Below are 19,845 nucleotides of genomic sequence, written 5' to 3' on the forward strand. Positions count from 1 at the left end.
TACAACCATAGGAGAGAAAATATGAAAAAACGATGGCATTTAATTATAATAACAATGGTTGTGTCCTTTTCCATTGCTTCCTGTGATTCGAGTTCTCAAGGTGGGGACCAAACAGAACAAGTTGGGGAAAAAAGCACTGCTAATGATTCACAACTTTCTGTAAATCAACAGATATCGCGCACTTTCGGTCATTTGCTAGCAAGACAGTTACGCAAATCAGAAGATATCATGATGGATATCACTGAGGTTGCTAAAGGTTTGCAAGCTGAGTTAGAATGCAAAAGCGCACCTTTAACTGAATCAGAATATGAGGAAAAAATGGCAGAAATACAGCAATTGGTTTTCGAGAAGAAAGCGAAAGAAAATCTCTCCCTAGCAGAAAGATTCCTACAAGAGAATAAGAAAAATGCTGGTGTTGTGGAAGTGCAGGCTGATAAATTGCAATACCGTATTGTAAAAGAAGGTGCTGGGAAAGCCATTTCAGGTAAGCCTTCGGCACTTCTTCATTACAAAGGCACTTTTATTAATGGTCAAGTATTTAGCAGCTCAGAAGCTAATAAAGAACCCATCCTTCTTCCTTTAGGACAAACAATACCAGGATTTGCCTTAGGAATGCAGGGCATGAAAGAAGGTGAAACTCGTATCCTTTATATTCATCCTGATTTAGCCTACGGAACCGCCGGTCAATTACCTCCAAACTCTCTATTGATTTTTGAAATTAGTTTAATTGAAACTACAGATGATTCTGTAGCCACAAAAAATACAGAGAATAAAAATACGGCTTCATGAAAGTAGTTCTCTATAATCCTGATATTCCCCAAAACACGGGGAATATAGGAAGAACTTGTATAGCTCTAGGTGCTGAATTAATTTTAGTGAGGCCCCTAGGGTTTTCTTTGCTGGATAAATTTGTTAAGCGCGCAGGAATGGATTACTGGGATAAGGTCAATCTATCTGTTGTGGATTCTTTAGACGAAGCTCTATCCGGAGTAGATCAAAACAAAGTGTTCTGTCTTTCAACCAAAGGTTCACAATACTATGGGGATGTTTCTCTTCCTATGGATGGTGTATATGTTTTTGGTTCTGAATCAAAGGGCTTGCCTGAAGAGGTATTAAAAAAATACCACAACCACTGTTATTACTTGCCCATGAAGCCTGGAATCAGGTCTCTGAATTTAGCAACAACTGTGGGTGTAGTGCTTTTTGAAGCAGTTCGACAAAATAATCAAAGTGCTTGTATTCGTAACGGGGATTAAGAGTGCTGATTAATTAGCTTAATCAAAGAATCCTTGTCTTTTAGTCCGACTACACGATCGATCTCTTTCCCATCTTTAAATAGAATTAGAGTAGGAATTGAAGAAACACCGTACTGTTCTGCTGGTGCAGGATGGTCATCTATGTTTACTTTTCCAATGAGCACTGAGGGGACTTCTGTTGCAAGACTTTCTAATACGGGAGTTAGCATTTTGCAAGGGCCACACCATTCAGCAAAAAAATCTATAAGTACTAGGCCCGTGGCGATAAAGGAATTGAAATTTTCAGCAGATACGACTTTGACCATAATTCTCCAATAAGTTCGGGGTATTCATTTTGAATTTTACTTGCAGCTAAGAAGACTTGAACTTCCATGAGCCTAAGCTCACTAGAACCTGAATCTAGCGCGTCTACCGGTTCCGCCATAGCTGCCTGAAGGCAGATTGTAGACATAGGTTAAAAAAAACACAATTCAGAAACTTTTTCAAAGGAAAAGAGAGAAATCTCTTATCTATTTCTGAGATTCTTTATTGAGGATAATCAGAGGGTGTTTGACTGCCTATGCAAGATATTTGTATTAAAAGAACCTTCAGACATCCCTACTTAGATTATTCATATTTATTAAGATCTTCTAATTGTTTTTAATCATTTGATTTGAAATGCTTTGAGAGTCTGTTATAGACAGTTTTAAGATTAAAAATTTTCAAGGAATGTTATGGAAACGGAACAACATGAAACTTCTGAGAATATGAAACAATTTTTTCAAAATCTAGAAGAGATAAAGCTTTTCCTAAAGGAACATGCAGGCGAACATCCAAAACTTCAGGAAGCTTTTGATATGTTCGATAAAACATTTAGGGTGGAGGATTAAATGAGATTAATATTTTTAGTTTTATGTTTAGGATGCTGTTTATCTACTTTAGACGCTTGTGTGACGGTAAATAAAGGTTCCGGGACTTACACAGTAGATCCTAGCGGGTGTGTTAATAGAGGACAAAAATAAACGGTTCTTTGGATATTTAATAACTTTTATTAACACGTTGCAATAATAGAAGAGCCATGATGTGGGTATTTAACTTGAGAATATTGACGTCATGGCTTTAAAACTCTAAATAATAAAAATTATTTCCCAATGTTGTTCTTGGGTTCCTCTAGTTTCATTGCGATACGTTCAATAAAATGTCCCAGCCATAGTCTTAAAAGTATCATTCAGTAACACTACTCTTCACTTTATTGCGAATAATCAATTTATCTTTTTAATTCTCGCAACGGCTAGTAGCTTTATGTTCAACATAATTCTCGTGTTATGCTAGTATGATTGATTTAATGTGAAACAGTGCTAAACTATTCTTGAGTTTATTGCTTTAGAAAATAAAAATTCTTCAGTAAACCGGGAAAACTTTTAATTTGCTTCATTAGCTGAAAAAGGGATGAGCATGAATATTTCTGGAAGTATCAAGCAGAAACTTCTCCAGTTTTTGGGAAAACAAAAAGCACCAGAATTGTTGGCCACGTATCTATTTTATCTAGAACAAGCTCTAAATATAAATCCTGTGGTTTTCGTTCGTGACAAAATCATTTTTAAAACTCCAGAAGATGCTATTCGAATTCTTGAGGAAGACAAAAAGATTTGGCGCGAAACAGAGATACAAATTTGCTCTGGGAAACCAGAAGTTAATGAACACACAAAAAGAATCTATATTTGTCCTTTCACTGGGAAGGTGTTTGCTGACAACGTGTATGCTGATCCTCAAGACGCTATTTATGATTGGCTGTCTTCCTGTCCTCAGAATACAGAGCGCCAAAGTGGTGTTCGTGTAAAACGTTTCCTTGTGTCCGACGATCCAAGTATGATCAAAGAATACATAGTTCCTCCTAAAGAGCCAATTGTTAAAACTGTTTTTGCCTCTGCTATTACAGGAAAACTATTCCATAGCCTACCAACGCTTATAGAAGATTTTGCCTCTGCATATTTGCGCCCTATGACTTTGGAAGAAGTGCAAAATCAAAATAAGTTCCAATTGGAAGGTACTTTCTTATCTTTACTACAAGATGCTCTCGTCGAAGAAAAAATTGCTGAGTTTGTAGAAAGCTTGGCGGATGATACAGCCTTTCATGTATATATTAGTCAATGGGTAGATACAGAAGAGTAACCAATTCTGCTCAAGAAACTGTAGATGTAGGTATCGAACTTGGCAAAATACTTCCTCAAGGAGTTGTTTTGTTATTGTTTGGTGACTATGGTGCAGGGAAAACAGAATTTGTGCGCGGCGTTGTACAAGGATATTTGGGGGATGCTTTGGCTCAAGAAGTCGCTAGTCCTTCATTTTCTCTTTTACATGTGTATGGTAGTGAGCTGCAAAGAATCTGCCACTATGATTTCTACCGCATAGATGTTGTCGGAGAAAATCAACAAGATCTTTTTCAGGATGCTGAAGAAGAAGATGTTTTATGTATAGAATGGCCGGAAAACATAACGTTACCGCGATTTCGAGAGATGGTGCAGATTCAGATTAATGTGCTAATTACTACTCAAAGAGAAGTGAGCATAGATGCCTCACCATCGATAATGTTAAAATTGCTGAAGGAATAAAAGAGAATCATGACTTTACTAAAAGATACGGTTTTTGTTTGCCTAGATTGTGAAATGACTGGGTTGGATGTAAAAAAAGATCGTATTATTGAATTTGCTGCAATGCGTTTCACTTTTGATAATGTGATTGATTCTATGGAGACTCTGATCAATCCCGACCGTGTGATTTCAGCAGAATCACAAAGAATACATCGTATTTCTGATGCAATGTTAAAAGATCAGCCTAGGATTGCTGAGGTATTTCCAAAAATTAAGTCTTTTTTGAAAGAAGGAGACTATATAGTTGGACATAGCGTAGGGTTTGATCTACAAGTCTTAACTCAAGAAGCTGAGAGAGTAGGGGAGAGCTTTCTTTCTAAATATTGTATTATTGACACTTTGAGATTAGCAAAGGAGTATGGAGACAGCCCTAACAACTCGCTAGAAGCTTTAGCTGTGCATTTCAATGTTCCTTATGATGGTAATCATCGAGCTATGAAAGATGTAGAGATTAACATCAATATTTTCAAACATTTCTGTAAGCGGTTTCGAACTATAGAGCAGCTTAAGCAGATGTTGGCAAAACCCATAAAGATGAAATATATGCCTTTAGGTAAACATAAAGGACGTTGTTTCTCAGAAATTCCCCTTTCGTATTTGCAGTGGGCATCTAAAATGGATTTTGATGCAGATTTACTATTTTCTATAAGACACGAAATCAAGCATCGGCAGAAAGGTACGGGTTTCACCCAGGTCAATAATCCGTTTATAGGATTATAGAACAAATCTGATTTATAAAAGTTTATTTGAAATTTTTGAAATTCGATTTACTAAAGAAATAAAAATGTCATTTCAAGTAATCTCTTGATTTTCTTTAGGTCTGAAGATACTATCCAACAAAAAGTGGGAAGCGTTGTCTCTTCCTAGGGGAATTTTTAATGCTTAAGAAAAAGCCCGTATCTTTCAGTTGTATCGACGGTCATATCTATAAGATTTTCCCAAACGATCTAAATACAAATAATACTGTATTCGGTGGTTTATTAATGAGTTTGTTAGATCGTTTAGCGCTTGTAGTTGCAGAAAGACATACTGAAAGAATTTGCGTAACTGCTTTTGTGGATGCTTTGTGTTTTTATGCCCCTGCTTATATGGGGGAAAATCTAATTTGTAAGGCTGCTGTTAATCGCACTTGGAAGACTTCATTAGAAGTTGGGGTTAAGGTGTGGGCAGAGAACATTTATAAGCAGGAGAGACGTCATATTACTTCTGCCTATTTTACGTTTGTTTCAGTAGATGAGAATAACGTTCCTACTCCTGTTCATCAGGTTGTTCCAGAAACTCCTGAAGAAAAACGCCGATACGATGAAGCTGATCAGCGCAGACAATCTCGATTGAATATGAATAAATAGGAACGTTTTGTTCAGAATTCTTAGTTTTCTTTGTTCCTGGATACTTATAGCTTTTGCTCAACCTGATATGAGTTGGTTTTTCTCTTTATTGGGAAGTGCCACAGGTTATGGATTTTTATGGTATAGTCTAGAACCTCAAAAGAATCCCTATCTATCTTGGAGACAGTTACTATCTCTATTATTTTTTTGGTCTGTCACAATAAATAGTGTGCATTTTTCTTGGATGCTTTCAGATTTATATGTTGGGAGATTTATCTATATTGTTTGGGGCATGCTGATTAGTTTATTGGCATTGCTATTTACAGCTTTTTCTTGCTTATTATTTTATATAGTACGCAAAAAATATGTAAAAATTCTTTGGTGTTTGCCTGGTTTATGGGTAGCCATCGAGATGGTGAGATTTTATTTTCTCTGTTCAGGAATGTCATTGGACTATTTAGGCTGGCCAATTACCGCGAACGCTTACGGACGCCAATTTGGAGGCTTTTTCGGCTGGTCAGGAGAAAGTTTTGTTGTAATAGCCACAGGAATTAGTTTTTATCGATTGTTATTAGGAAAGCGCTTTGCACGACTAGCTTGGTTAGGATGTTTTCTTTTCCCCTATATTCTAGGAGGATTGCATTATGAATATCTCAAAAATACTTTCTCAAAAGAGGAAAGTCTACGGATAGCTGTTATGCAACCAGCATCCACAACTCTTTTAGAAGGGCCTTGGTCAGGATCTCCAGCGATGGCTTGGCAAAGGCTTATTAGCCTTTCTTCTATTGTACGAAAGCCTGTAGATCTCCTTATTTTCCCTGAGGTTTCTGTTCCCTTTGGAAGAGATAGAAAAGTCTATCCCTATGACGATAGTCAGGTGATACTCTCTCCTTTGACATATTTTAAACATAAAGATGAGCTTTTGGCCAATATAGATTGGATGCAAGCTCTTTCAGATCACTTTAATTGCCCTGTTCTTATGGGTTTAGAGCGTTGGGAGGAACTGGATTCTAAACTATATCTGTACAATTCCGCAGAATGTATTTCTCAACACGGTGAACTGGTTGGATATGATAAGCGTGTTTTAGTCCCTGGGGGAGAGTATATCCCCGGAGGAAAGTTTGGTTGGTCGGTTTGTAAGAAATATTTCCCTGAATATGCTTTATCTTGTCAACGCATACCCGGGGGGCGTTCCGGAGTTATAGAGGTAGAAAATTTGCCACGAATGGGAGTTTCTATCTGTTATGAAGAAACTTTTGGAATGCTATTACGCAATTATAAGCGAGAAGGAGCAAAGTTTCTTGTCAATTTAACCAATGATGGGTGGTATCCTTCATCAAGGTTGCCGCAGGTACATTTCTATCATGGCATTTTACGAAATCAGGAATTGGGGCTACCCTGTGTCCGTTCTTGTCATACCGGTATTACTGTGGCCGCAGATGCATTGGGAAGAATAATAAAAATGCTTCCTTATGAGACGCATTCTCGGAAGGCTTCCCCAGGAGTTTTACAAATAACTCTTCCTCTTCAAAATTATCCTACTTTTTATGCATTTTGGGGAGATTTTCCTATGATTTTCATATCTTTGTTATCCCTAGGGTATATTGGTTGTTATTTTGGATATCGCTTGCTTGCTAAAAAAGAAAAAGGATAATATACGAACACTCTTTGTCAGGTTTTTGCATGTTAGAACGAGCTCAAAGAACGTTAAAGCGCGAAGTACATTATTCAGGTGTAGGAATTCACTTTGGAAAATCAGCGACTTTAACTTTAGAACCTGCCAAAGAAAATACTGGTATAGTCTTTTGTCGCTCCGATCTTTTAGGAGAACATATCCCTGCACTGCTTCCTCATGTATGTAATACAGGCCGTAGTACCACGTTATCTTCAGGAGATTCTGTTATTGCTACTGTTGAGCACCTTATGGCTGCTTTGCGTTCGAGTAATATTGACAATGTCATTATTCGTTGTAGTGAAGAGGAAATCCCGATAGGGGATGGGAGCTCTCATGTTTTTATGCAGCTCATAGATGATGCTGGTGTTTGTATACAAAATGATAAAGTTCCCATTGCGAGACTATCTCAGCCTGTGTACTATCAAACCCAAGATACTTTTCTCGCTGCATTTCCTTGCGATGAGTTAAAGATTTCTTACACTCTACATTACCCTCAGAGCCCTACTATAGGAACGCAGTATCGTTCTTTCGTCATCACGGAAGAGTCTTTTCGTAAAGAGATCGCTCCTTGTAGAACATTTGCTCTATATAATGAGCTATGTTTTTTGATGGATAGAGGTTTGATTAGAGGAGGATGTTTAGAAAATGCTGTGGTTTTTAAAGACGATGGTGTTATCAGCCTTGGGCAATTGCGATTTTCAGATGAGCCTGTACGGCATAAAATTTTGGATTTGATAGGGGATCTATCTTTAGTAGGAAGACCTTTTGTTGCTCATATTGTTGCTGTGGGATCAGGACATTCCTCAAACATTGCCTTGGGTAGAAAGATTTTAGAAGTGCTACAACCCTAAGAAATGAGTGATAGATGAAAGAGGCGCCTGTAATTAAATTACGAGAATTATTAAACTTACTTCCACATCGTTATCCTTTTTTGCTTGTGGATAAGGTGTTGTCTTATGATTTAGAGAAACGGTCCATTGTTGCACAAAAAAATGTAACGATAAACGAGCCTTTTTTTGTAGGGCATTTCCCTGAAGCACCCATTATGCCTGGAGTGTTAATATTAGAGTCTTTAGCGCAAGCAGCCGGAGTTTTGCTAGGCTTGGTTTTAGAAAACGACAGAAATAAAAGGTTAGCTTTGTTTTTGGGAATACAAAAAGCGAAGTTTCGTCAGGCAGTTAGGCCCGGCGACATTCTTACACTGAGCGCTGAATTTTCATTGATTTCGTCGAAGGGAGGAAAAGCTTCGGCACGAGCTTGTGTGGGTGCTCAGGTCGCCGCTGAGGGAGAGCTGAGCTTTGCTCTTGTAGATAAGGAATCTTTAGATTAACGGAGACGTATGACGAACATTCACCCAACGGCAATTATCGAACCCGGGGCTAAAATCGGAAAGAACGTTGTTATTGAGCCGTATGTTGTTATTAAATCTACGGTGACCCTTTGTGATGATGTAGTTGTTAAATCTTATGCATATATTGATGGGTACACTACTGTAGGCAAAGGAACAACGATATGGCCATCCGCAATGATTGGTAATAAACCTCAAGATTTAAAATATCGTGGGGAGAAAACCTATGTCGCTATAGGAGAAAATTGCGAGATTCGAGAATTTGCTATCATCACTTCATCTACTTTTGAAGGAACGACAGTTTCTATAGGAAATAATTGTCTTATTATGCCCTGGGCACATGTAGCCCATAATTGTACAATTGGAAATTATGTGGTCCTGAGTAACCACGCGCAATTGGCTGGTCATGTTGTTGTAGAAGATTACGCAATTATTGGTGGAATGGTAGGGGTTCATCAATTCGTTCGTATTGGTGCGCATGCTATGGTCGGGGCTTTAAGCGGTGTCCGAAGGGATATTCCTCCCTATACTATAGGCACTGGAAACCCTTATCAGTTAGGCGGGATCAATAAGGTTGGTTTGCAAAGGCGCCAAGTCTCTTTCGACACGCGTTTAGCTTTAATCAAGGTATTTAAAAAAGTTTATCGCTCTGCAGATAGCTTTTCTGAATCTTTATTAGAAGCTCAAGAAGAATATGGCCACATTCCTGAAGTTCAAAATTTCATTCATTTTTGTCAGAATCCAAGTAAGCGTGGAATAGAGCGTGGGGCTGATAAGGATGCTTTACAAGAGGAGAATGTGGAGAAGGAAGGAGCTCTTGTTGAGTCTTAAGGTTATTTATTTTGGCACTCCACAGTTTGCCGCTACAGTTTTAGAAGATTTATTACATAACGACGTTAATGTTATAGGTGTTGTTACTCGTGTAGACAAGCCTCAAAAACGTTCTTCGCAACCTATTCCTTCCCCTGTTAAAACCTTGGCCCTGTCTAAGAATATTCCTCTTCTACAACCTGAAAAAGCCTCGGATCCGCAATTTATTGAACAGCTTAGAGTTTTTGAAGCTGATGTTTTCATTGTTGTTGCTTACGGAGCTATCTTGCGTCAGGTAGTTTTAGATATCCCGAAACGCGGTTGTTATAATTTGCACGCGGGCCTATTGCCGGCATATCGTGGTGCAGCGCCTATACAGCGTTGTATTATGGATGGAGTTACACAGTCTGGAAATACTGTAATTCGCATGGATGCAGGGATGGATACCGGAGATATTGCCGGTGTGTCTTACGTTCCTGTAGGTCCCGATATGACAGCTGGAGAACTTGCAGAGGCTTTAGCTGCTCAGGGGGGGGGAGTTCTAATAAAAACTTTACAGCAGATCTCTAATGGAACAATTTCTCATACGCCTCAAGACTCGTCTAGGGCATCGATAGCTCCTAAGCTATCCAAGGAAGAGGGGTTTGTTCTTTGGGATCGTCCTGCTGATAAAGTATATGCTCAAATACGAGGTGTTACACCGGCTCCTGGAGCCTGGACACTCTACTCTTATCAAGATAAACCAGAAAAACGTTTGGTTATTCGTAAGGCTTCTCTTGTTTTTAACAAGGGTGTTCACGGCACTCCTGGGGATATTATTGTATCAGATAACCAAGAACTTCTTGTTGCATGTGCCGAAGGAGCTATCTGTTTACGCGAAATCCAGCCTGAGGGCAAGGGAGCAATGGATTCAAAAACTTTTTTGAATGGACATTCTAGTCATAAATTAAAATTATCTTTTCACACAACCAATTAATTTCAATATTAGTCAAGTTAATTTAGTTTATTAAGTTGCTAATGTGTTATAATTGCGACTTAAAACGGTTATCTTTTTGCTAAAACCTTTTAATTTTAGGGAGGTGGATATGGCATCTGCAACACCACGTGTAGCTAGCCTACTTATGGGCAGTAGAAACGTGTTTATGCAAACAGCAATGCAAGGGGTTAGGAGAGGCGACGCTGGCAATTGCATTAAACAATTTTTTACGAATGGAAATAACCATTTAGCACGCTTTGTTGGTAGTACAAAAAACCTAGATAAGGCGTTTAAATTTGCTAAATCGGTATCAGAATTTAGCTGCGGCGTTATAGAAAGTTCTGGAAATACAGGAGCTTCTCTTCAAGTGGCTAAAAATGTGGCCGGGACTTTAAGTACATCTAGATCTGTTGTAGCTTTAGCTAACGTATTGAACGGTTCAATTCCTGGATGTGTTAACTCCTCTAAGAATTGTTTTAACCATATTAAGAAATGTTTTGCTTCAGAGCCGGAGTACGATCTTGGCAATGCAGAGAGAGGCTTACCTTATAACAAAATCTACCTCACTAAAAGTGACCACGCGTTGGCCGCGATTAAAGAGGGTTGTTCTGCGATTGGTGCGGCTACTTACATCACAACATTTGGTATCAGCCGTCCGATACTCTTGGCGAACAAACTGGCTAATAAGCCTTTCCTTTCTTCAGAAGCAAAGGCGGGTCTCGGCAATAGTGTAACGTATCTGATGACAGCAAACCACGCTGCAGGTGTTATTGGTGGAGCTGCGTCCTTGCTCTATGAAAACCGTGCATATAAGCGTGCCTCTGACGGATTGTTAAACGCTAGAACGACAGAGACGATGGATCCTGAAGTTTATAGTCAAGTATCTGAACAGTTAAAAGAATCGCACTTCAAAGCTGTTAAAAAGACAATACTTGGAATTCTAGAAAAAGCATTTGAATTGATCGCTGATATATTCAAATTAATTCCTTTCCCATTTGCTGCTCCAGTTCGATTGGCCGTGACATCGGGAGCGGTTACAATTTCCAGTGGTATTGGTCTTTACAGCGTCTGGTCCAATTCGTAAGAAAAAGATTTGTCAGTCTAAGACAATATTGCAAATCGCTTCTAGAAAACCTAGAAGCGATTTTTTTATTTATTAGTAAACTAAGATTTTATAATAACTTTTTATCTTTCTCTCATTAAGGCGTTCCCGCTTTTTCTTATTGTAAAAATCTTCTCCCTCTGATAACCTCTCCCTTTATTTTCTTAAGGAAAAGGCTCCTTTTCTTTTTAGGGAATTCTACGAGTAAAAATGCTAAAACGACTTGCCTGGTTGCTCTCACTTGAGTGCGGACAACCATTGTATTAATGGGTAATTATATGCGATCTCAGCTTAGCTTAATGGGAAAAAAGGAAGGCATGATTCATGTCTTTGACAAAGATGGAAATCTGGTTGCGTGTTCGGTAATTAGTGTGGGTTCCAATGTTGTTACTCAAATAAAAGTTGATTCAACTGATGGTTACAATGCTATTCAGATGGGCGCAAATGAAATCAATGTTCCAGAAAAGACATTAGAAAAACGTATGAATAAGCCTAAACTCGGCCATTTTAAGAAGTCGGGTTCTCGTGTTTTTGGTTTATTAAGAGAAGTTCGTCTTTCCGAAGATGTTATAAATGAAGTCTCTTTAGGAAGCGAATTTGGTTTAGAAGTTCTTGAAGACATATCTTCTGTGGATATTAGTGGTGTTTCTAAGGGTAAAGGATTTCAAGGGGTCATGAAAAGATTCGGATTCCGCGGAGGTCCTAAAACTCATGGTTCCGGATTTCATCGCCATGCTGGTTCTATAGGAATGCGGTCAACTCCTGGACGGTGCTTCCCTGGAAGTAAGCGTCCTAGTCATATGGGTACTGTCAACGTAACCGTTAAGAATTTAGAAGTAGTAAGAATAGATTTAGAGAAAAAAGTATTACTAGTGAAGGGGGCGATCCCTGGTCCTAGAGGTTCTGTTGTTGTCGTAAGACGTTCTTCCAGAGCAAAAGGGTAATACAGAAGAGGTTCTAATGGTTTTATTATCAAAGTTTGATTTTTCTGGGAGTAAAATAGGAGAGGTTGAATTACCGGATGCCTTTTTTGCTCAAGAAGGAAATGGACTTCAACTAGTGAAAGACTATCTTGTGGCTATTCGAGCTAACAAGAGACAGTGGTCCGCATGTACGAGAAATCGTTCAGAAGTTAGTCATTCTACTAAAAAGCCTTTTAGACAGAAAGGCACAGGAAATGCCCGTCAGGGGTGTTTAGCTTCTCCTCAGTTTCGTGGAGGGGGCATTGTTTTTGGCCCCAAACCTAAGTTTGATCAACATGTTCGTATTAATAGAAAAGAAAAAAGAGCAGCTATTCGTTTGTTGTTATCTCAGAAGATCCAAACAAATCGATTGATTGTGGCTGATGACAGCGTATTCACAAGTAGTTTATCTTCTCCAAAGACAAAAGAAGCTTTAAGGTTTTTAAAATCTTGTAATGTAGAGTGTCGTGGAATTCTTTTCATTGATCATTTAGATCATGCTCAAAACAATGAAGGTTTAAGGTTAAGTTTGCGAAATCTGCCTGCTGTGCGTGGTTTTACGTATGGAATGAATATCAATGGATACGATCTAGCCTCTGCCCATAATATAGTGATTTCCGAAAAGGCTCTAAAAGGGCTCACCGGGCATCTTATTTCTGGAACGAAAGATTAAAAGGGAAAATTAGGACATGAAAGATCCTTATGATGTAGTCAAACGGCATTATGTAACCGAGAAGGCTAAAACCTTAGAAGGTTTGAGTCTTGGGAATGGTGAGGGCAAAAAGAAAGGTAGTTTCTGTAAGCATCCAAAATATACATTTGTTGTATCTTGTGATGCCACTAAGCCTTTAATTGCTCAAGCTTTGGAATCTATTTATGCAGATAAAAAAGTAAAAGTTAAAAGTGTAAACACGATATGTGTGAAGCCTCAGCCAGCCCGAATGTTTCGTGGAAAACGAAAAGGAAAGACTGCAGGATTTAAGAAGGCAGTTGTGACCTTCTATGAAGGCCATTCTATCGGGTAATCTATTAGAGGGAAGAAAAACATGTTTAAAAAGTTTAAGCCAGTAACTCCAGGGACTAGACAGTTGGTTCTTCCGGCTTTTGATGAGCTAACCAGGCAAGGAGAGTTATCGGGGAAAGGAACTAGAAAAAGTGTGCGGCCAAATAAAAAGTTGTCATTTTTCAAAAAGAGTTCAGGTGGTCGTGATAATTTAGGTCACATTTCCTGCCGTCACCGTGGTGGAGGGGCTAAACGTCTATACCGAGTTGTTGACTTTAAGCGTAACAAAGACGGTATTGAAGCTAAGGTGGTTTCTGTTGAGTATGATCCAAACCGTTCTGCCTATATTGCTTTATTGAGTTATGCTGATGGAGAAAAACGTTATATACTTGCTCCAAAAGGCATAAAAAGAGGAGATCAAGTTATCTCTGGAGAAGGCAGCCCTTTTAAGGTGGGTTGTTGCATGACTTTAAAAAGCATGCCTTTAGGGTCAACCGTTCATAACATTGAAATGAGACCCCATTCTGGAGGAAAATTAGTAAGATCGGCAGGTTTGGCTGCTCAAGTTATTGCTAAGACTCCAGGGTACGTTACATTAAAAATGCCTTCAGGCGAATTCCGCATGTTAAATGAAGGTTGTAGAGCTACTATCGGCGAAGTTTCTAATTCTGATCACAATTTATGTGTTGATGGTAAAGCAGGAAGAAAGCGATGGAAAGGCGTTCGCCCAACTGTTCGTGGTACTGCTATGAACCCTGTCGATCACCCTCATGGAGGTGGTGAAGGCCGTCATAATGGTTATATCCCACGTACTCCTTGGGGTAAAGTCACGAAAGGATTAAAAACTCGTGACAAGCGTAAAAGCAATAAGTGGATAGTTAAAGATCGTAGGAAATAGGGATTATGAGTAGATCGTTAAGAAAGGGTCCTTTTGTTGATCACCATCTGATAAAAAAAGTACGTGCTATGAACTTGCTGGAGAAGAAATCTCCAATTAAAACCTGGTCTCGTCGTTCTATGATTACTCCTGAAATGATTGGCCACACATTTGAAGTTCATAACGGAAAAAAGTTTCTAACAGTTTTTGTTTCAGAAACTATGGTAGGACATAAGTTGGGAGAATTTTCCCCAACAAGAATATTTAAAAGTCATCCCGTGAAGAAAGGGTAAGTCTAAAGGAGACATGTCATGTTTAAAGCGACCGCCCGCTATATACGGGTTCAGCCTCGCAAGGCTCGACTAGCTGCCGGGCTTATGAGAAATTTAAGTGTTAAAGAAGCTCAGCAACAGTTGAGTTTTTCTCAGTTAAAAGCTGGAAGATGTCTAAAGAAAGTTTTAGACAGTGCTGTAGCTAATGCTGAGCTTAATCAGAACGTGAAACGTGAGCAATTAAGCGTTATCGAAGTCAGAGTAGATGCAGGCCCTGTGCATAAGCGAGCTAAATCGAAAAGTCGGGGAGGACGATCCCCAATTTTAAAACGCACTAGTCACTTGACTGTTATTGTTGGTGAGAAGGAGCGGTAGGAGAAGTTATGGGTCAGAAAGGATGTCCAATTGGTTTTCGTACAGGTGTCACTAAAAAATGGCGCTCCCTGTGGTACGGAAACAATCAAGAATTTGGTAAATTTCTTATTGAAGATGTTAAAATTCGAGAACATTTAAGAAAAAAACCTTCTTGTCAAGGGGCCGCAGGCTTTGTTGTAAGACGTATGAGCGGCAAAATTGAAGTTACAATTCAAACAGCTCGTCCAGGATTAGTTATCGGAAAGAAAGGAGCAGAGGTAGATCTTTTAAAAGAAGAACTAAGAAAGCTTACCGGTAAAGAGGTTTGGGTAGAAATAGCAGAAATTAAGCGCCCTGAATTGAATGCAAAATTAGTAGCAGACAATATTGCTAGACAAATTGAACGCCGTGTTTCTTTTAGACGTGCTATGAAAAAAGCTATGCAATCTGTTATGGATGCTGGAGCTATCGGTGTTAAAATACAAGTGTCTGGAAGATTAGCAGGCGCTGAGATTGCCCGTTCTGAATGGTATAAAAATGGTCGTGTTCCTCTGCATACATTGAGAGCTGATATTGATTACGCCACAGCATCCGCAGAGACTACTTATGGAATTATCGGCGTAAAAGTCTGGATTAATCTTGGGGAAAAAACCTCTACGGCTAATGCTACTGCTGGTGCTGCGGCTCCAGCTGCACAATAGCTGTAAACAAGTGTGTGTGAATTATTATGTTGATGCCTAAACGAACAAAATTTCGCAAACAGCAAAAGGGTCAATTTGCAGGCCTAAGCAAGGGGGCTACTTTTGTTGACTTTGGCGAGTTTGGAATGCAGACCTTAGAAAGAGGTTGGGTGACTAGCCGACAAATAGAAGCTTGCAGGGTTGCTATCAATAGATATTTAAAACGTAAGGGAAAAGTTTGGATTCGTGTTTTCCCCGATAAAAGCGTGACTAAGAAACCGGCAGAAACTCGTATGGGTAAAGGTAAGGGTGCTCCAGATCATTGGGTGGCAGTCGTTCGTCCAGGTAGAATTCTTTTTGAAGTGGCTAATGTCTCGAGAGAAGATGCTCAGGATGCTTTAAGAAGAGCTGCAGCAAAGTTAGGAATAAGGACACGTTTTGTGAAGCGGGTCGAAAGGGTATAAGTATATGGCAGCAAAGAAAAAATTATTGGCTGAGCTTAGAGAGAAAAGTCGAGTTGAGCTAGACGCATTTATCCATGAAAATAAGAAAGCGCTTTTTTCTTTAAGAGCTGAGTCTGCTTTACAGAATAAAGTAGTTAAGGCGCACTTGTTCTCTATGTATAAGAAAAACATAGCTCGATCTATGACGGTCATACAAGAAAAAGAGGGAAAAATCGATGGCTAGTGAAGCAAGAGGCCTTAGAAAAACCAAAGTTGGTGTTGTTGTCTCATCAAAAATGGATAAAACCGTAGTTGTTCGAGTAGAAAGAATATTCTCCCATCCTCAGTATGCTAAAGTTGTTAGAGACTCTAAAAAGTACTATGCGCATAATGGTTTAGACGTTTCTGAAGGCGATAAAGTTAAAATTCAAGAAACGCGACCTATGTCTAAATTGAAAAGATGGCGTGTTGTTGAGCGTATAAGTTAATTTGGTAGATTAGCAACGTTGGGTAGATGCAGTTATGATTCAGCAAGAAAGTCAATTAAAAGTTGCCGATAATACCGGAGCTAAAAAAGTAAAGTGTTTTAAAGTCTTAGGCGGATCTCGCAGACGTTACGCTACAGTGGGTGATATCATTGTGTGTTCCGTTAGAGATGTTGAACCCGATAGCTCTATTAAAAAGGGTGACGTGGTTAAAGCTGTGATTGTTAGAACGCGTCGCGATATTCTTAGAAAAGATGGTTCTTCTTTAAGATTCGATACTAATAGCTGTGTGATTATCGATGAGAAAGGAAATCCCAAAGGAACACGAATTTTTGGTCCGATAGCTCGAGAGATTCGAGATCGTGGCTTCGTGAAAATTAGTTCTTTGGCTCCTGAGGTGATTTAAGGATAAGAAAAGATATGAAAAGACATAGTGTTTGTGTTGGCGACACGGTTTATGTGCTGGCCGGGAACGACAAGGGAAAGCAGGGTAAAGTTTTATCTTGTCTTAGAGAAAAAAATAAAGTGGTCGTTGAAGGAATCAACGTTCGTACGAAAAATATCAAACGCAGTCAAGAAAATCCTAAGGGTAAAAGGATTAATATTGAAGCCCCGATACATGTTTCTAACGTGCGTTTAAGTATAGATGGTGCTCCGGCAAAACTTTCTGTCAAAGTTACTAAAAACGGACGAGAGTTATGGAATAGATCTCCTGATGGCACTTCTAAACTATATCGTTCTGTGAAAGAGAGAAAAGGTTAATATGAGCAGGTTAAAAAAACTATATACTGAAGAGATCCGAAAGTCCCTCCAAGAAAAGTTTGGGTATGGAAATACCATGCAAATTCCTGTTCTTAAAAAAATTGTTATAAGTATGGGTCTTGCTGAAGCAGCTAAAGATAAAAATCTTTTTCAGGCTCATTTAGAAGAACTTTCTATGATTTCCGGACAAAAACCTTTGGTTACAAAGGCTAGAAATTCTATCGCAGGTTTTAAACTTCGTGAAGGACAAGGCATTGGTGCTAAAGTAACTTTACGTGGTCAGCGTATGTACGATTTTATGGATCGTTTTTGCAATATAGTCTCTCCTAGAATTCGTGACTTTCGTGGTTTCTCGAATAAAGGAGATGGGCGCGGGTGTTATTCATTGGGACTAGATGATCAGCAGATTTTCCCTGAAGTAGATTTAGATCGCGTTAAGAGAACTCAAGGAATGAATATTACTTGGGTAACTACAGCACAAACAGATGTTGAATGCACTACTCTTTTAGAGTTGATGGGTTTGCGCTTTAAGAAGGCTCAATAGGGGAGATATAAGATCAGTATGGGCATGACAAGTGATACTATAGCCGATTTATTAACACGAATCCGAAACGCTTTGAAGGCAGAGCATTTGTATGTGGATTTAGAGCACAGCAAGATGCGTGAAGCGATTGTAAAAATTCTAAAGCAACATGGGTTTTTGGCTCATTATTTAGTGAAAGAAGAGAATCGCAAACGCACAATGCGTATCTTTTTACAATATAGTAATGACCGCAGGCCTGTGATACGCCAATTAAAGCGAGTTTCTAAGCCTTCTAGAAGGGTTTATGTTCCCGCCGCAAAGATTCCTTATGTTTTCGGAAATATGGGTATTTCTGTTCTTTCCACATCTCAAGGGGTGTTGGATGGATCGACAGCTAGGGCTAAAAATATTGGTGGCGAACTACTCTGTTTAGTTTGGTAACAGGATAAAAGAATTTATAGGACGGTAAGGAATGTCTCGTAAAGCTCGAGACCCTATTGTGCTCCCTCAAGGAGTAGAGGTCTCCATTCAAAATAATGAAATCTTAGTAAAAGGTCCTAAGGGCTCTTTAAAACAAGTATTAGCACCAGAAGTGGTTGTCGATATCAAAGACAAGGAAGTTTTTGTTCATGCAGCTCCTGGTGTCGTTGATAGACCAAGTCGTATGCAAGGTTTGTTTTGGGCTTTAATTTCTAATATGGTTCAAGGAGTCAGCGCAGGCTTTGAGAAGCGATTGGAAATGATTGGAGTTGGCTTTAGAGCCGCTGTTCAAGGATCTATTTTAGATTTGTCTATCGGAGTATCTCATCCTACGAAAATGCCTATTCCTGCGGAACTTCAGGTTACTGTTGAAAAGAACACTCTGATTTCAGTGAAAGGAATAAATAAGCAGCTAGTTGGAGAATTTGCCGCTAGTATCCGTGCCAAACGTCGTCCTGAGCCCTACAAAGGTAAAGGTATCCGTTATGAGAACGAATATGTTCGTCGTAAGGCTGGGAAAGCGGCAAAAACAGGTAAAAAATAGTGTAGCAAGGCAGAGTTAGGTTATGGAAAATTCGTTATTCAAAAAGTCTGAAAAAAAGATTCGTAGGGCTTTAAGAGTGCGTAAAGTCTTAAGGGGCTCTTCTTTAAAGCCTCGTTTGTCTGTTGTGAAGACTAACAAGCATATCTATGTACAATTAATTGATGATTCTATTGGCAAAACTTTGGCTTCTGTCTCAACTATGGCGAAATCAAGTAAGGCTTCCGGATTAATTAAAAAGAATCAAGACGTTGCTAAAACGTTAGGAACCCAAATTGCCCAGATAGGGAAAAGTCTTCAGGTGGATCGAGTTGTTTTCGATCGTGGTCCTTTCAAATATCATGGAGTTATTGCCATGGTGGCTGATGGTGCTAGAGAAGGCGGATTACAGTTTTAATGAAGGTTTAAGAGATGACGTTATCAAAGAATTCTCACAAAGAAGATCAGCTAGAGGAGAAAGTTCTTGTTGTCAATCGTTGTTCAAAAGTAGTCAAGGGCGGTCGTAAATTTAGTTTTTCCGCACTTATTTTGGTGGGTGACGGTAAGGGACGCTTGGGCTACGGTTTTGCCAAAGCAAATGAATTAACAGATGCTATTCGCAAAGGTGGAGAAGCGGCGAGAAAGAATTTAATTACAATTCAATCTTTGGAAGGTGATTCTATTCCTCATGAAGTTCTAGTTGATCAAGACGGAGCTCAACTGCTTTTGAAGCCTGCTAAACCGGGAACTGGAATTGTGGCGGGTTCACGTATTCGTTTGATTTTGGAAATGGCTGGAGTCAAAAATATTGTTGCTAAGAGTTTAGGCTCAAACAACCCTATGAATCAAGTAAAGGCTGCTTTTAAAGCTCTCTTGAGTCTTTCTAGCAGGAAAGACGTTTTACAAAGGAGAAGAGTGACACATGATTAAATTAGAATCGTTACAAGATCCTTCACCAAGAAAGAGAAGAACAAAATTATTAGGACGTGGTCCTGGCTCAGGTCATGGTAAAACAAGTTGCCGAGGCCATAAGGGAGACGGAAGCCGTTCTGGTTATAAGCGTCGATTTGGTTATGAGGGAGGCGGAGTGCCTCTTTATAGAAGAGTCCCTACAAGAGGATTTTCTCATAAACGTTTTGATAAATGCGTGGAAGAAATTACTACTCAACGCTTGAATGTTTTATTCAATGAAGGAGAAGAAATTACTTTAGATGCTTTAAAACAAAAAAGAGCAATAGATAAGCATGCGATTAGAGTGAAAGTGATTGTTAAAGGCGAATTAGAGAAAACGTTTATCTGGAAGGACGCTAACGTAGTATTGTCTCAAGGAGTACGACACCTTATTGGTGTTGCTTAAAG

Annotated in this window: 32 protein-coding genes and 1 tRNA gene; 31 read left to right on the forward strand and 2 right to left on the reverse strand. The window is 39.1% G+C overall.

What is annotated here, in order from left to right; all coding sequences use genetic code 11:
• Window positions 1-21: 21 nt before the first annotated feature.
• Together H9Q19_RS02810 and H9Q19_RS02815 are read left to right on the forward strand one after the other, a co-directional pair.
• Window positions 22-789, forward strand: a complete 768-nt coding sequence (locus H9Q19_RS02810) for an FKBP-type peptidyl-prolyl cis-trans isomerase (protein WP_213240111.1) — start codon at window positions 22-24, stop codon at window positions 787-789.
• A complete protein-coding gene (locus tag H9Q19_RS02815) occupies window positions 786-1,256 on the forward strand; it encodes a tRNA (cytidine(34)-2'-O)-methyltransferase (RefSeq protein WP_213240113.1) in 471 nt (156 codons plus the stop codon). The genes H9Q19_RS02810 and H9Q19_RS02815 overlap by 4 nt, the downstream gene beginning before the upstream one ends.
• Here H9Q19_RS02815 and trxA read toward each other — a convergent pair.
• On the reverse strand, window positions 1,253-1,561 hold the full coding sequence (gene trxA, locus H9Q19_RS02820; RefSeq protein ID WP_213240115.1) for a thioredoxin: 309 nt from the start codon (window positions 1,559-1,561) through the stop codon (window positions 1,253-1,255). The two genes, H9Q19_RS02815 and trxA, sit on opposite strands and share 4 nt — an antisense overlap.
• Window positions 1,562-1,602: 41 nt before the next feature.
• Window positions 1,603-1,686: transfer RNA gene (locus tag H9Q19_RS02825), tRNA-Leu, on the reverse strand.
• 283 nt (window positions 1,687-1,969) lie between these two features.
• Between H9Q19_RS02825 and H9Q19_RS02830 the strand changes: the two genes are divergently transcribed.
• The 29 genes from H9Q19_RS02830 to rplO all read left to right on the forward strand — a co-directional run bounded on the left by H9Q19_RS02830 (window position 1,970) and on the right by rplO (window position 19,843).
• Window positions 1,970-2,125, forward strand: coding sequence for a hypothetical protein (locus tag H9Q19_RS02830; protein WP_213240117.1), 156 nt, complete (start codon window positions 1,970-1,972; stop codon window positions 2,123-2,125).
• Between the two features lie 565 nt (window positions 2,126-2,690).
• Window positions 2,691-3,407 (forward strand): DUF2709 domain-containing protein, encoded by a 717-nt coding sequence (locus H9Q19_RS02835; RefSeq protein ID WP_213242039.1) that lies wholly within the window; start codon window positions 2,691-2,693, stop codon window positions 3,405-3,407.
• Entirely contained in the window at window positions 3,386-3,847 is a 462-nt protein-coding gene (tsaE, locus tag H9Q19_RS02840) for a tRNA (adenosine(37)-N6)-threonylcarbamoyltransferase complex ATPase subunit type 1 TsaE (RefSeq protein WP_213240119.1), read from the forward strand. The genes H9Q19_RS02835 and tsaE overlap by 22 nt, the downstream gene beginning before the upstream one ends.
• A gap of 9 nt (window positions 3,848-3,856) precedes the next feature.
• Window positions 3,857-4,606 carry a putative quorum-sensing-regulated virulence factor gene (locus H9Q19_RS02845; RefSeq protein ID WP_117273778.1) on the forward strand — a complete coding sequence of 250 codons (750 nt, stop codon included), beginning with the start codon at window positions 3,857-3,859 and terminating at the stop codon, window positions 4,604-4,606.
• A 158-nt stretch (window positions 4,607-4,764) separates the two neighbouring features.
• A complete protein-coding gene (locus tag H9Q19_RS02850) occupies window positions 4,765-5,235 on the forward strand; it encodes an acyl-CoA thioesterase (RefSeq protein ID WP_117273779.1) in 471 nt (156 codons plus the stop codon).
• Window positions 5,236-5,242: 7 nt separating this feature from the next.
• Complete coding sequence (gene lnt, locus H9Q19_RS02855) at window positions 5,243-6,868, forward strand: apolipoprotein N-acyltransferase (protein ID WP_213240122.1); 1,626 nt, start codon at window positions 5,243-5,245, stop codon at window positions 6,866-6,868.
• A gap of 29 nt (window positions 6,869-6,897) precedes the next feature.
• A complete protein-coding gene (gene lpxC, locus H9Q19_RS02860; RefSeq protein ID WP_213240124.1) occupies window positions 6,898-7,740 on the forward strand; it encodes a UDP-3-O-acyl-N-acetylglucosamine deacetylase in 843 nt (280 codons plus the stop codon).
• 14 nt (window positions 7,741-7,754) lie between these two features.
• Window positions 7,755-8,219, forward strand: a complete 465-nt coding sequence (gene fabZ / locus H9Q19_RS02865; protein WP_213240125.1) for a 3-hydroxyacyl-ACP dehydratase FabZ — start codon at window positions 7,755-7,757, stop codon at window positions 8,217-8,219.
• 9 nt (window positions 8,220-8,228) lie between these two features.
• Window positions 8,229-9,068: an acyl-ACP--UDP-N-acetylglucosamine O-acyltransferase gene (lpxA, locus tag H9Q19_RS02870; protein WP_213240128.1), complete on the forward strand. Its 840-nt coding sequence runs from the start codon at window positions 8,229-8,231 to the stop codon at window positions 9,066-9,068.
• Window positions 9,058-10,023 carry a methionyl-tRNA formyltransferase gene (gene fmt, locus H9Q19_RS02875; RefSeq protein WP_213242041.1) on the forward strand — a complete coding sequence of 322 codons (966 nt, stop codon included), beginning with the start codon at window positions 9,058-9,060 and terminating at the stop codon, window positions 10,021-10,023. The genes lpxA and fmt overlap by 11 nt, the downstream gene beginning before the upstream one ends.
• 109 nt (window positions 10,024-10,132) lie before the next feature.
• Complete coding sequence (locus tag H9Q19_RS02880) at window positions 10,133-11,107, forward strand: CT529 family inclusion membrane protein (RefSeq protein ID WP_213240130.1); 975 nt, start codon at window positions 10,133-10,135, stop codon at window positions 11,105-11,107.
• 296 nt (window positions 11,108-11,403) lie between these two features.
• Window positions 11,404-12,069 (forward strand): 50S ribosomal protein L3, encoded by a 666-nt coding sequence (gene rplC, locus H9Q19_RS02885; RefSeq protein ID WP_213240132.1) that lies wholly within the window; start codon window positions 11,404-11,406, stop codon window positions 12,067-12,069.
• Window positions 12,070-12,085: 16 nt separating this feature from the next.
• Entirely contained in the window at window positions 12,086-12,760 is a 675-nt protein-coding gene (gene rplD, locus H9Q19_RS02890) for a 50S ribosomal protein L4 (protein WP_213240133.1), read from the forward strand.
• Window positions 12,761-12,776: 16 nt separating this feature from the next.
• On the forward strand, window positions 12,777-13,112 hold the full coding sequence (locus H9Q19_RS02895) for a 50S ribosomal protein L23 (protein ID WP_213240135.1): 336 nt from the start codon (window positions 12,777-12,779) through the stop codon (window positions 13,110-13,112).
• Window positions 13,113-13,133: 21 nt separating this feature from the next.
• Complete coding sequence (rplB, locus tag H9Q19_RS02900; protein ID WP_213240137.1) at window positions 13,134-13,988, forward strand: 50S ribosomal protein L2; 855 nt, start codon at window positions 13,134-13,136, stop codon at window positions 13,986-13,988.
• Between the two features lie 5 nt (window positions 13,989-13,993).
• Entirely contained in the window at window positions 13,994-14,260 is a 267-nt protein-coding gene (gene rpsS, locus H9Q19_RS02905; RefSeq protein ID WP_011006070.1) for a 30S ribosomal protein S19, read from the forward strand.
• 18 nt (window positions 14,261-14,278) lie between these two features.
• Window positions 14,279-14,614, forward strand: coding sequence for a 50S ribosomal protein L22 (gene rplV / locus H9Q19_RS02910; RefSeq protein WP_213240139.1), 336 nt, complete (start codon window positions 14,279-14,281; stop codon window positions 14,612-14,614).
• An 8-nt stretch (window positions 14,615-14,622) separates the two neighbouring features.
• A complete protein-coding gene (gene rpsC / locus H9Q19_RS02915; protein WP_117273790.1) occupies window positions 14,623-15,294 on the forward strand; it encodes a 30S ribosomal protein S3 in 672 nt (223 codons plus the stop codon).
• Window positions 15,295-15,320: 26 nt separating this feature from the next.
• Entirely contained in the window at window positions 15,321-15,737 is a 417-nt protein-coding gene (gene rplP / locus H9Q19_RS02920; protein ID WP_011006073.1) for a 50S ribosomal protein L16, read from the forward strand.
• 4 nt (window positions 15,738-15,741) lie between these two features.
• Window positions 15,742-15,960, forward strand: a complete 219-nt coding sequence (gene rpmC / locus H9Q19_RS02925) for a 50S ribosomal protein L29 (protein WP_213240142.1) — start codon at window positions 15,742-15,744, stop codon at window positions 15,958-15,960.
• Window positions 15,953-16,204 (forward strand): 30S ribosomal protein S17, encoded by a 252-nt coding sequence (gene rpsQ / locus H9Q19_RS02930; protein WP_213240144.1) that lies wholly within the window; start codon window positions 15,953-15,955, stop codon window positions 16,202-16,204. The genes rpmC and rpsQ overlap by 8 nt, the downstream gene beginning before the upstream one ends.
• A 34-nt stretch (window positions 16,205-16,238) precedes the next feature.
• Window positions 16,239-16,607 (forward strand): 50S ribosomal protein L14, encoded by a 369-nt coding sequence (rplN, locus tag H9Q19_RS02935; RefSeq protein ID WP_011006076.1) that lies wholly within the window; start codon window positions 16,239-16,241, stop codon window positions 16,605-16,607.
• 14 nt (window positions 16,608-16,621) lie between these two features.
• The gene (gene rplX / locus H9Q19_RS02940) at window positions 16,622-16,963 is read left to right on the forward strand and encodes a 50S ribosomal protein L24 (RefSeq protein ID WP_213240146.1); all 342 of its coding nucleotides are present in this window, start codon (window positions 16,622-16,624) and stop codon (window positions 16,961-16,963) included.
• 1 nt (window position 16,964) lies between these two features.
• Window positions 16,965-17,507, forward strand: coding sequence for a 50S ribosomal protein L5 (rplE, locus tag H9Q19_RS02945; RefSeq protein ID WP_213240147.1), 543 nt, complete (start codon window positions 16,965-16,967; stop codon window positions 17,505-17,507).
• Between the two features lie 18 nt (window positions 17,508-17,525).
• Window positions 17,526-17,927 (forward strand): 30S ribosomal protein S8, encoded by a 402-nt coding sequence (rpsH, locus tag H9Q19_RS02950; protein ID WP_213240149.1) that lies wholly within the window; start codon window positions 17,526-17,528, stop codon window positions 17,925-17,927.
• A 31-nt stretch (window positions 17,928-17,958) separates the two neighbouring features.
• Window positions 17,959-18,510: a 50S ribosomal protein L6 gene (gene rplF / locus H9Q19_RS02955; protein ID WP_213240151.1), complete on the forward strand. Its 552-nt coding sequence runs from the start codon at window positions 17,959-17,961 to the stop codon at window positions 18,508-18,510.
• 22 nt (window positions 18,511-18,532) lie between these two features.
• Window positions 18,533-18,904 (forward strand): 50S ribosomal protein L18, encoded by a 372-nt coding sequence (rplR, locus tag H9Q19_RS02960; RefSeq protein ID WP_213240153.1) that lies wholly within the window; start codon window positions 18,533-18,535, stop codon window positions 18,902-18,904.
• A 14-nt stretch (window positions 18,905-18,918) separates the two neighbouring features.
• Window positions 18,919-19,416 carry a 30S ribosomal protein S5 gene (gene rpsE / locus H9Q19_RS02965; protein WP_213240155.1) on the forward strand — a complete coding sequence of 166 codons (498 nt, stop codon included), beginning with the start codon at window positions 18,919-18,921 and terminating at the stop codon, window positions 19,414-19,416.
• Entirely contained in the window at window positions 19,409-19,843 is a 435-nt protein-coding gene (rplO, locus tag H9Q19_RS02970; RefSeq protein WP_213240157.1) for a 50S ribosomal protein L15, read from the forward strand. Before rpsE ends, rplO begins: the two co-directional genes overlap by 8 nt.
• Window positions 19,844-19,845: the final 2 nt, after the last annotated feature.

The sequence above is a fragment of the Chlamydia crocodili genome (assembly GCF_018343815.1).
GTDB lineage: Bacteria > Chlamydiota > Chlamydiia > Chlamydiales > Chlamydiaceae > Chlamydia > Chlamydia crocodili.

What these genes read in the sequence shown, in the direction of transcription:
- H9Q19_RS02810 (WP_213240111.1), top strand. Translation starts at nt 22, where the DNA reads ATGAAAAAACGATGGCATTTAATTATAATAACAATGGTTGTGTCCTTT.
- rpsQ (WP_213240144.1), top strand. Translation starts at nt 15,953, where the DNA reads ATGGCTAGTGAAGCAAGAGGCCTTAGAAAAACCAAAGTTGGTGTTGTT.
- H9Q19_RS02880 (WP_213240130.1), top strand. Translation starts at nt 10,133, where the DNA reads ATGGCATCTGCAACACCACGTGTAGCTAGCCTACTTATGGGCAGTAGA.
- trxA (WP_213240115.1), bottom strand. Translation starts at nt 1,561, where the DNA reads ATGGTCAAAGTCGTATCTGCTGAAAATTTCAATTCCTTTATCGCCACG.
- rplX (WP_213240146.1), top strand. Translation starts at nt 16,622, where the DNA reads ATGAAAAGACATAGTGTTTGTGTTGGCGACACGGTTTATGTGCTGGCC.
- rpsE (WP_213240155.1), top strand. Translation starts at nt 18,919, where the DNA reads ATGACGTTATCAAAGAATTCTCACAAAGAAGATCAGCTAGAGGAGAAA.
- rplN (WP_011006076.1), top strand. Translation starts at nt 16,239, where the DNA reads ATGATTCAGCAAGAAAGTCAATTAAAAGTTGCCGATAATACCGGAGCT.
- H9Q19_RS02895 (WP_213240135.1), top strand. Translation starts at nt 12,777, where the DNA reads ATGAAAGATCCTTATGATGTAGTCAAACGGCATTATGTAACCGAGAAG.
- H9Q19_RS02830 (WP_213240117.1), top strand. Translation starts at nt 1,970, where the DNA reads ATGGAAACGGAACAACATGAAACTTCTGAGAATATGAAACAATTTTTT.
- rplF (WP_213240151.1), top strand. Translation starts at nt 17,959, where the DNA reads ATGTCTCGTAAAGCTCGAGACCCTATTGTGCTCCCTCAAGGAGTAGAG.
- fabZ (WP_213240125.1), top strand. Translation starts at nt 7,755, where the DNA reads ATGAAAGAGGCGCCTGTAATTAAATTACGAGAATTATTAAACTTACTT.
- rplR (WP_213240153.1), top strand. Translation starts at nt 18,533, where the DNA reads ATGGAAAATTCGTTATTCAAAAAGTCTGAAAAAAAGATTCGTAGGGCT.
- rplB (WP_213240137.1), top strand. Translation starts at nt 13,134, where the DNA reads ATGTTTAAAAAGTTTAAGCCAGTAACTCCAGGGACTAGACAGTTGGTT.
- rplP (WP_011006073.1), top strand. Translation starts at nt 15,321, where the DNA reads ATGTTGATGCCTAAACGAACAAAATTTCGCAAACAGCAAAAGGGTCAA.
- rpsH (WP_213240149.1), top strand. Translation starts at nt 17,526, where the DNA reads ATGGGCATGACAAGTGATACTATAGCCGATTTATTAACACGAATCCGA.
- rpmC (WP_213240142.1), top strand. Translation starts at nt 15,742, where the DNA reads ATGGCAGCAAAGAAAAAATTATTGGCTGAGCTTAGAGAGAAAAGTCGA.
- rplV (WP_213240139.1), top strand. Translation starts at nt 14,279, where the DNA reads ATGTTTAAAGCGACCGCCCGCTATATACGGGTTCAGCCTCGCAAGGCT.
- lpxC (WP_213240124.1), top strand. Translation starts at nt 6,898, where the DNA reads ATGTTAGAACGAGCTCAAAGAACGTTAAAGCGCGAAGTACATTATTCA.
- lpxA (WP_213240128.1), top strand. Translation starts at nt 8,229, where the DNA reads ATGACGAACATTCACCCAACGGCAATTATCGAACCCGGGGCTAAAATC.
- H9Q19_RS02845 (WP_117273778.1), top strand. Translation starts at nt 3,857, where the DNA reads ATGACTTTACTAAAAGATACGGTTTTTGTTTGCCTAGATTGTGAAATG.
- rplE (WP_213240147.1), top strand. Translation starts at nt 16,965, where the DNA reads ATGAGCAGGTTAAAAAAACTATATACTGAAGAGATCCGAAAGTCCCTC.
- H9Q19_RS02815 (WP_213240113.1), top strand. Translation starts at nt 786, where the DNA reads ATGAAAGTAGTTCTCTATAATCCTGATATTCCCCAAAACACGGGGAAT.
- rplO (WP_213240157.1), top strand. Translation starts at nt 19,409, where the DNA reads ATGATTAAATTAGAATCGTTACAAGATCCTTCACCAAGAAAGAGAAGA.
- rplC (WP_213240132.1), top strand. Translation starts at nt 11,404, where the DNA reads ATGCGATCTCAGCTTAGCTTAATGGGAAAAAAGGAAGGCATGATTCAT.
- H9Q19_RS02835 (WP_213242039.1), top strand. Translation starts at nt 2,691, where the DNA reads ATGAATATTTCTGGAAGTATCAAGCAGAAACTTCTCCAGTTTTTGGGA.
- rpsS (WP_011006070.1), top strand. Translation starts at nt 13,994, where the DNA reads ATGAGTAGATCGTTAAGAAAGGGTCCTTTTGTTGATCACCATCTGATA.
- H9Q19_RS02850 (WP_117273779.1), top strand. Translation starts at nt 4,765, where the DNA reads ATGCTTAAGAAAAAGCCCGTATCTTTCAGTTGTATCGACGGTCATATC.
- tsaE (WP_213240119.1), top strand. Translation starts at nt 3,386, where the DNA reads ATGGGTAGATACAGAAGAGTAACCAATTCTGCTCAAGAAACTGTAGAT.
- rpsC (WP_117273790.1), top strand. Translation starts at nt 14,623, where the DNA reads ATGGGTCAGAAAGGATGTCCAATTGGTTTTCGTACAGGTGTCACTAAA.
- rplD (WP_213240133.1), top strand. Translation starts at nt 12,086, where the DNA reads ATGGTTTTATTATCAAAGTTTGATTTTTCTGGGAGTAAAATAGGAGAG.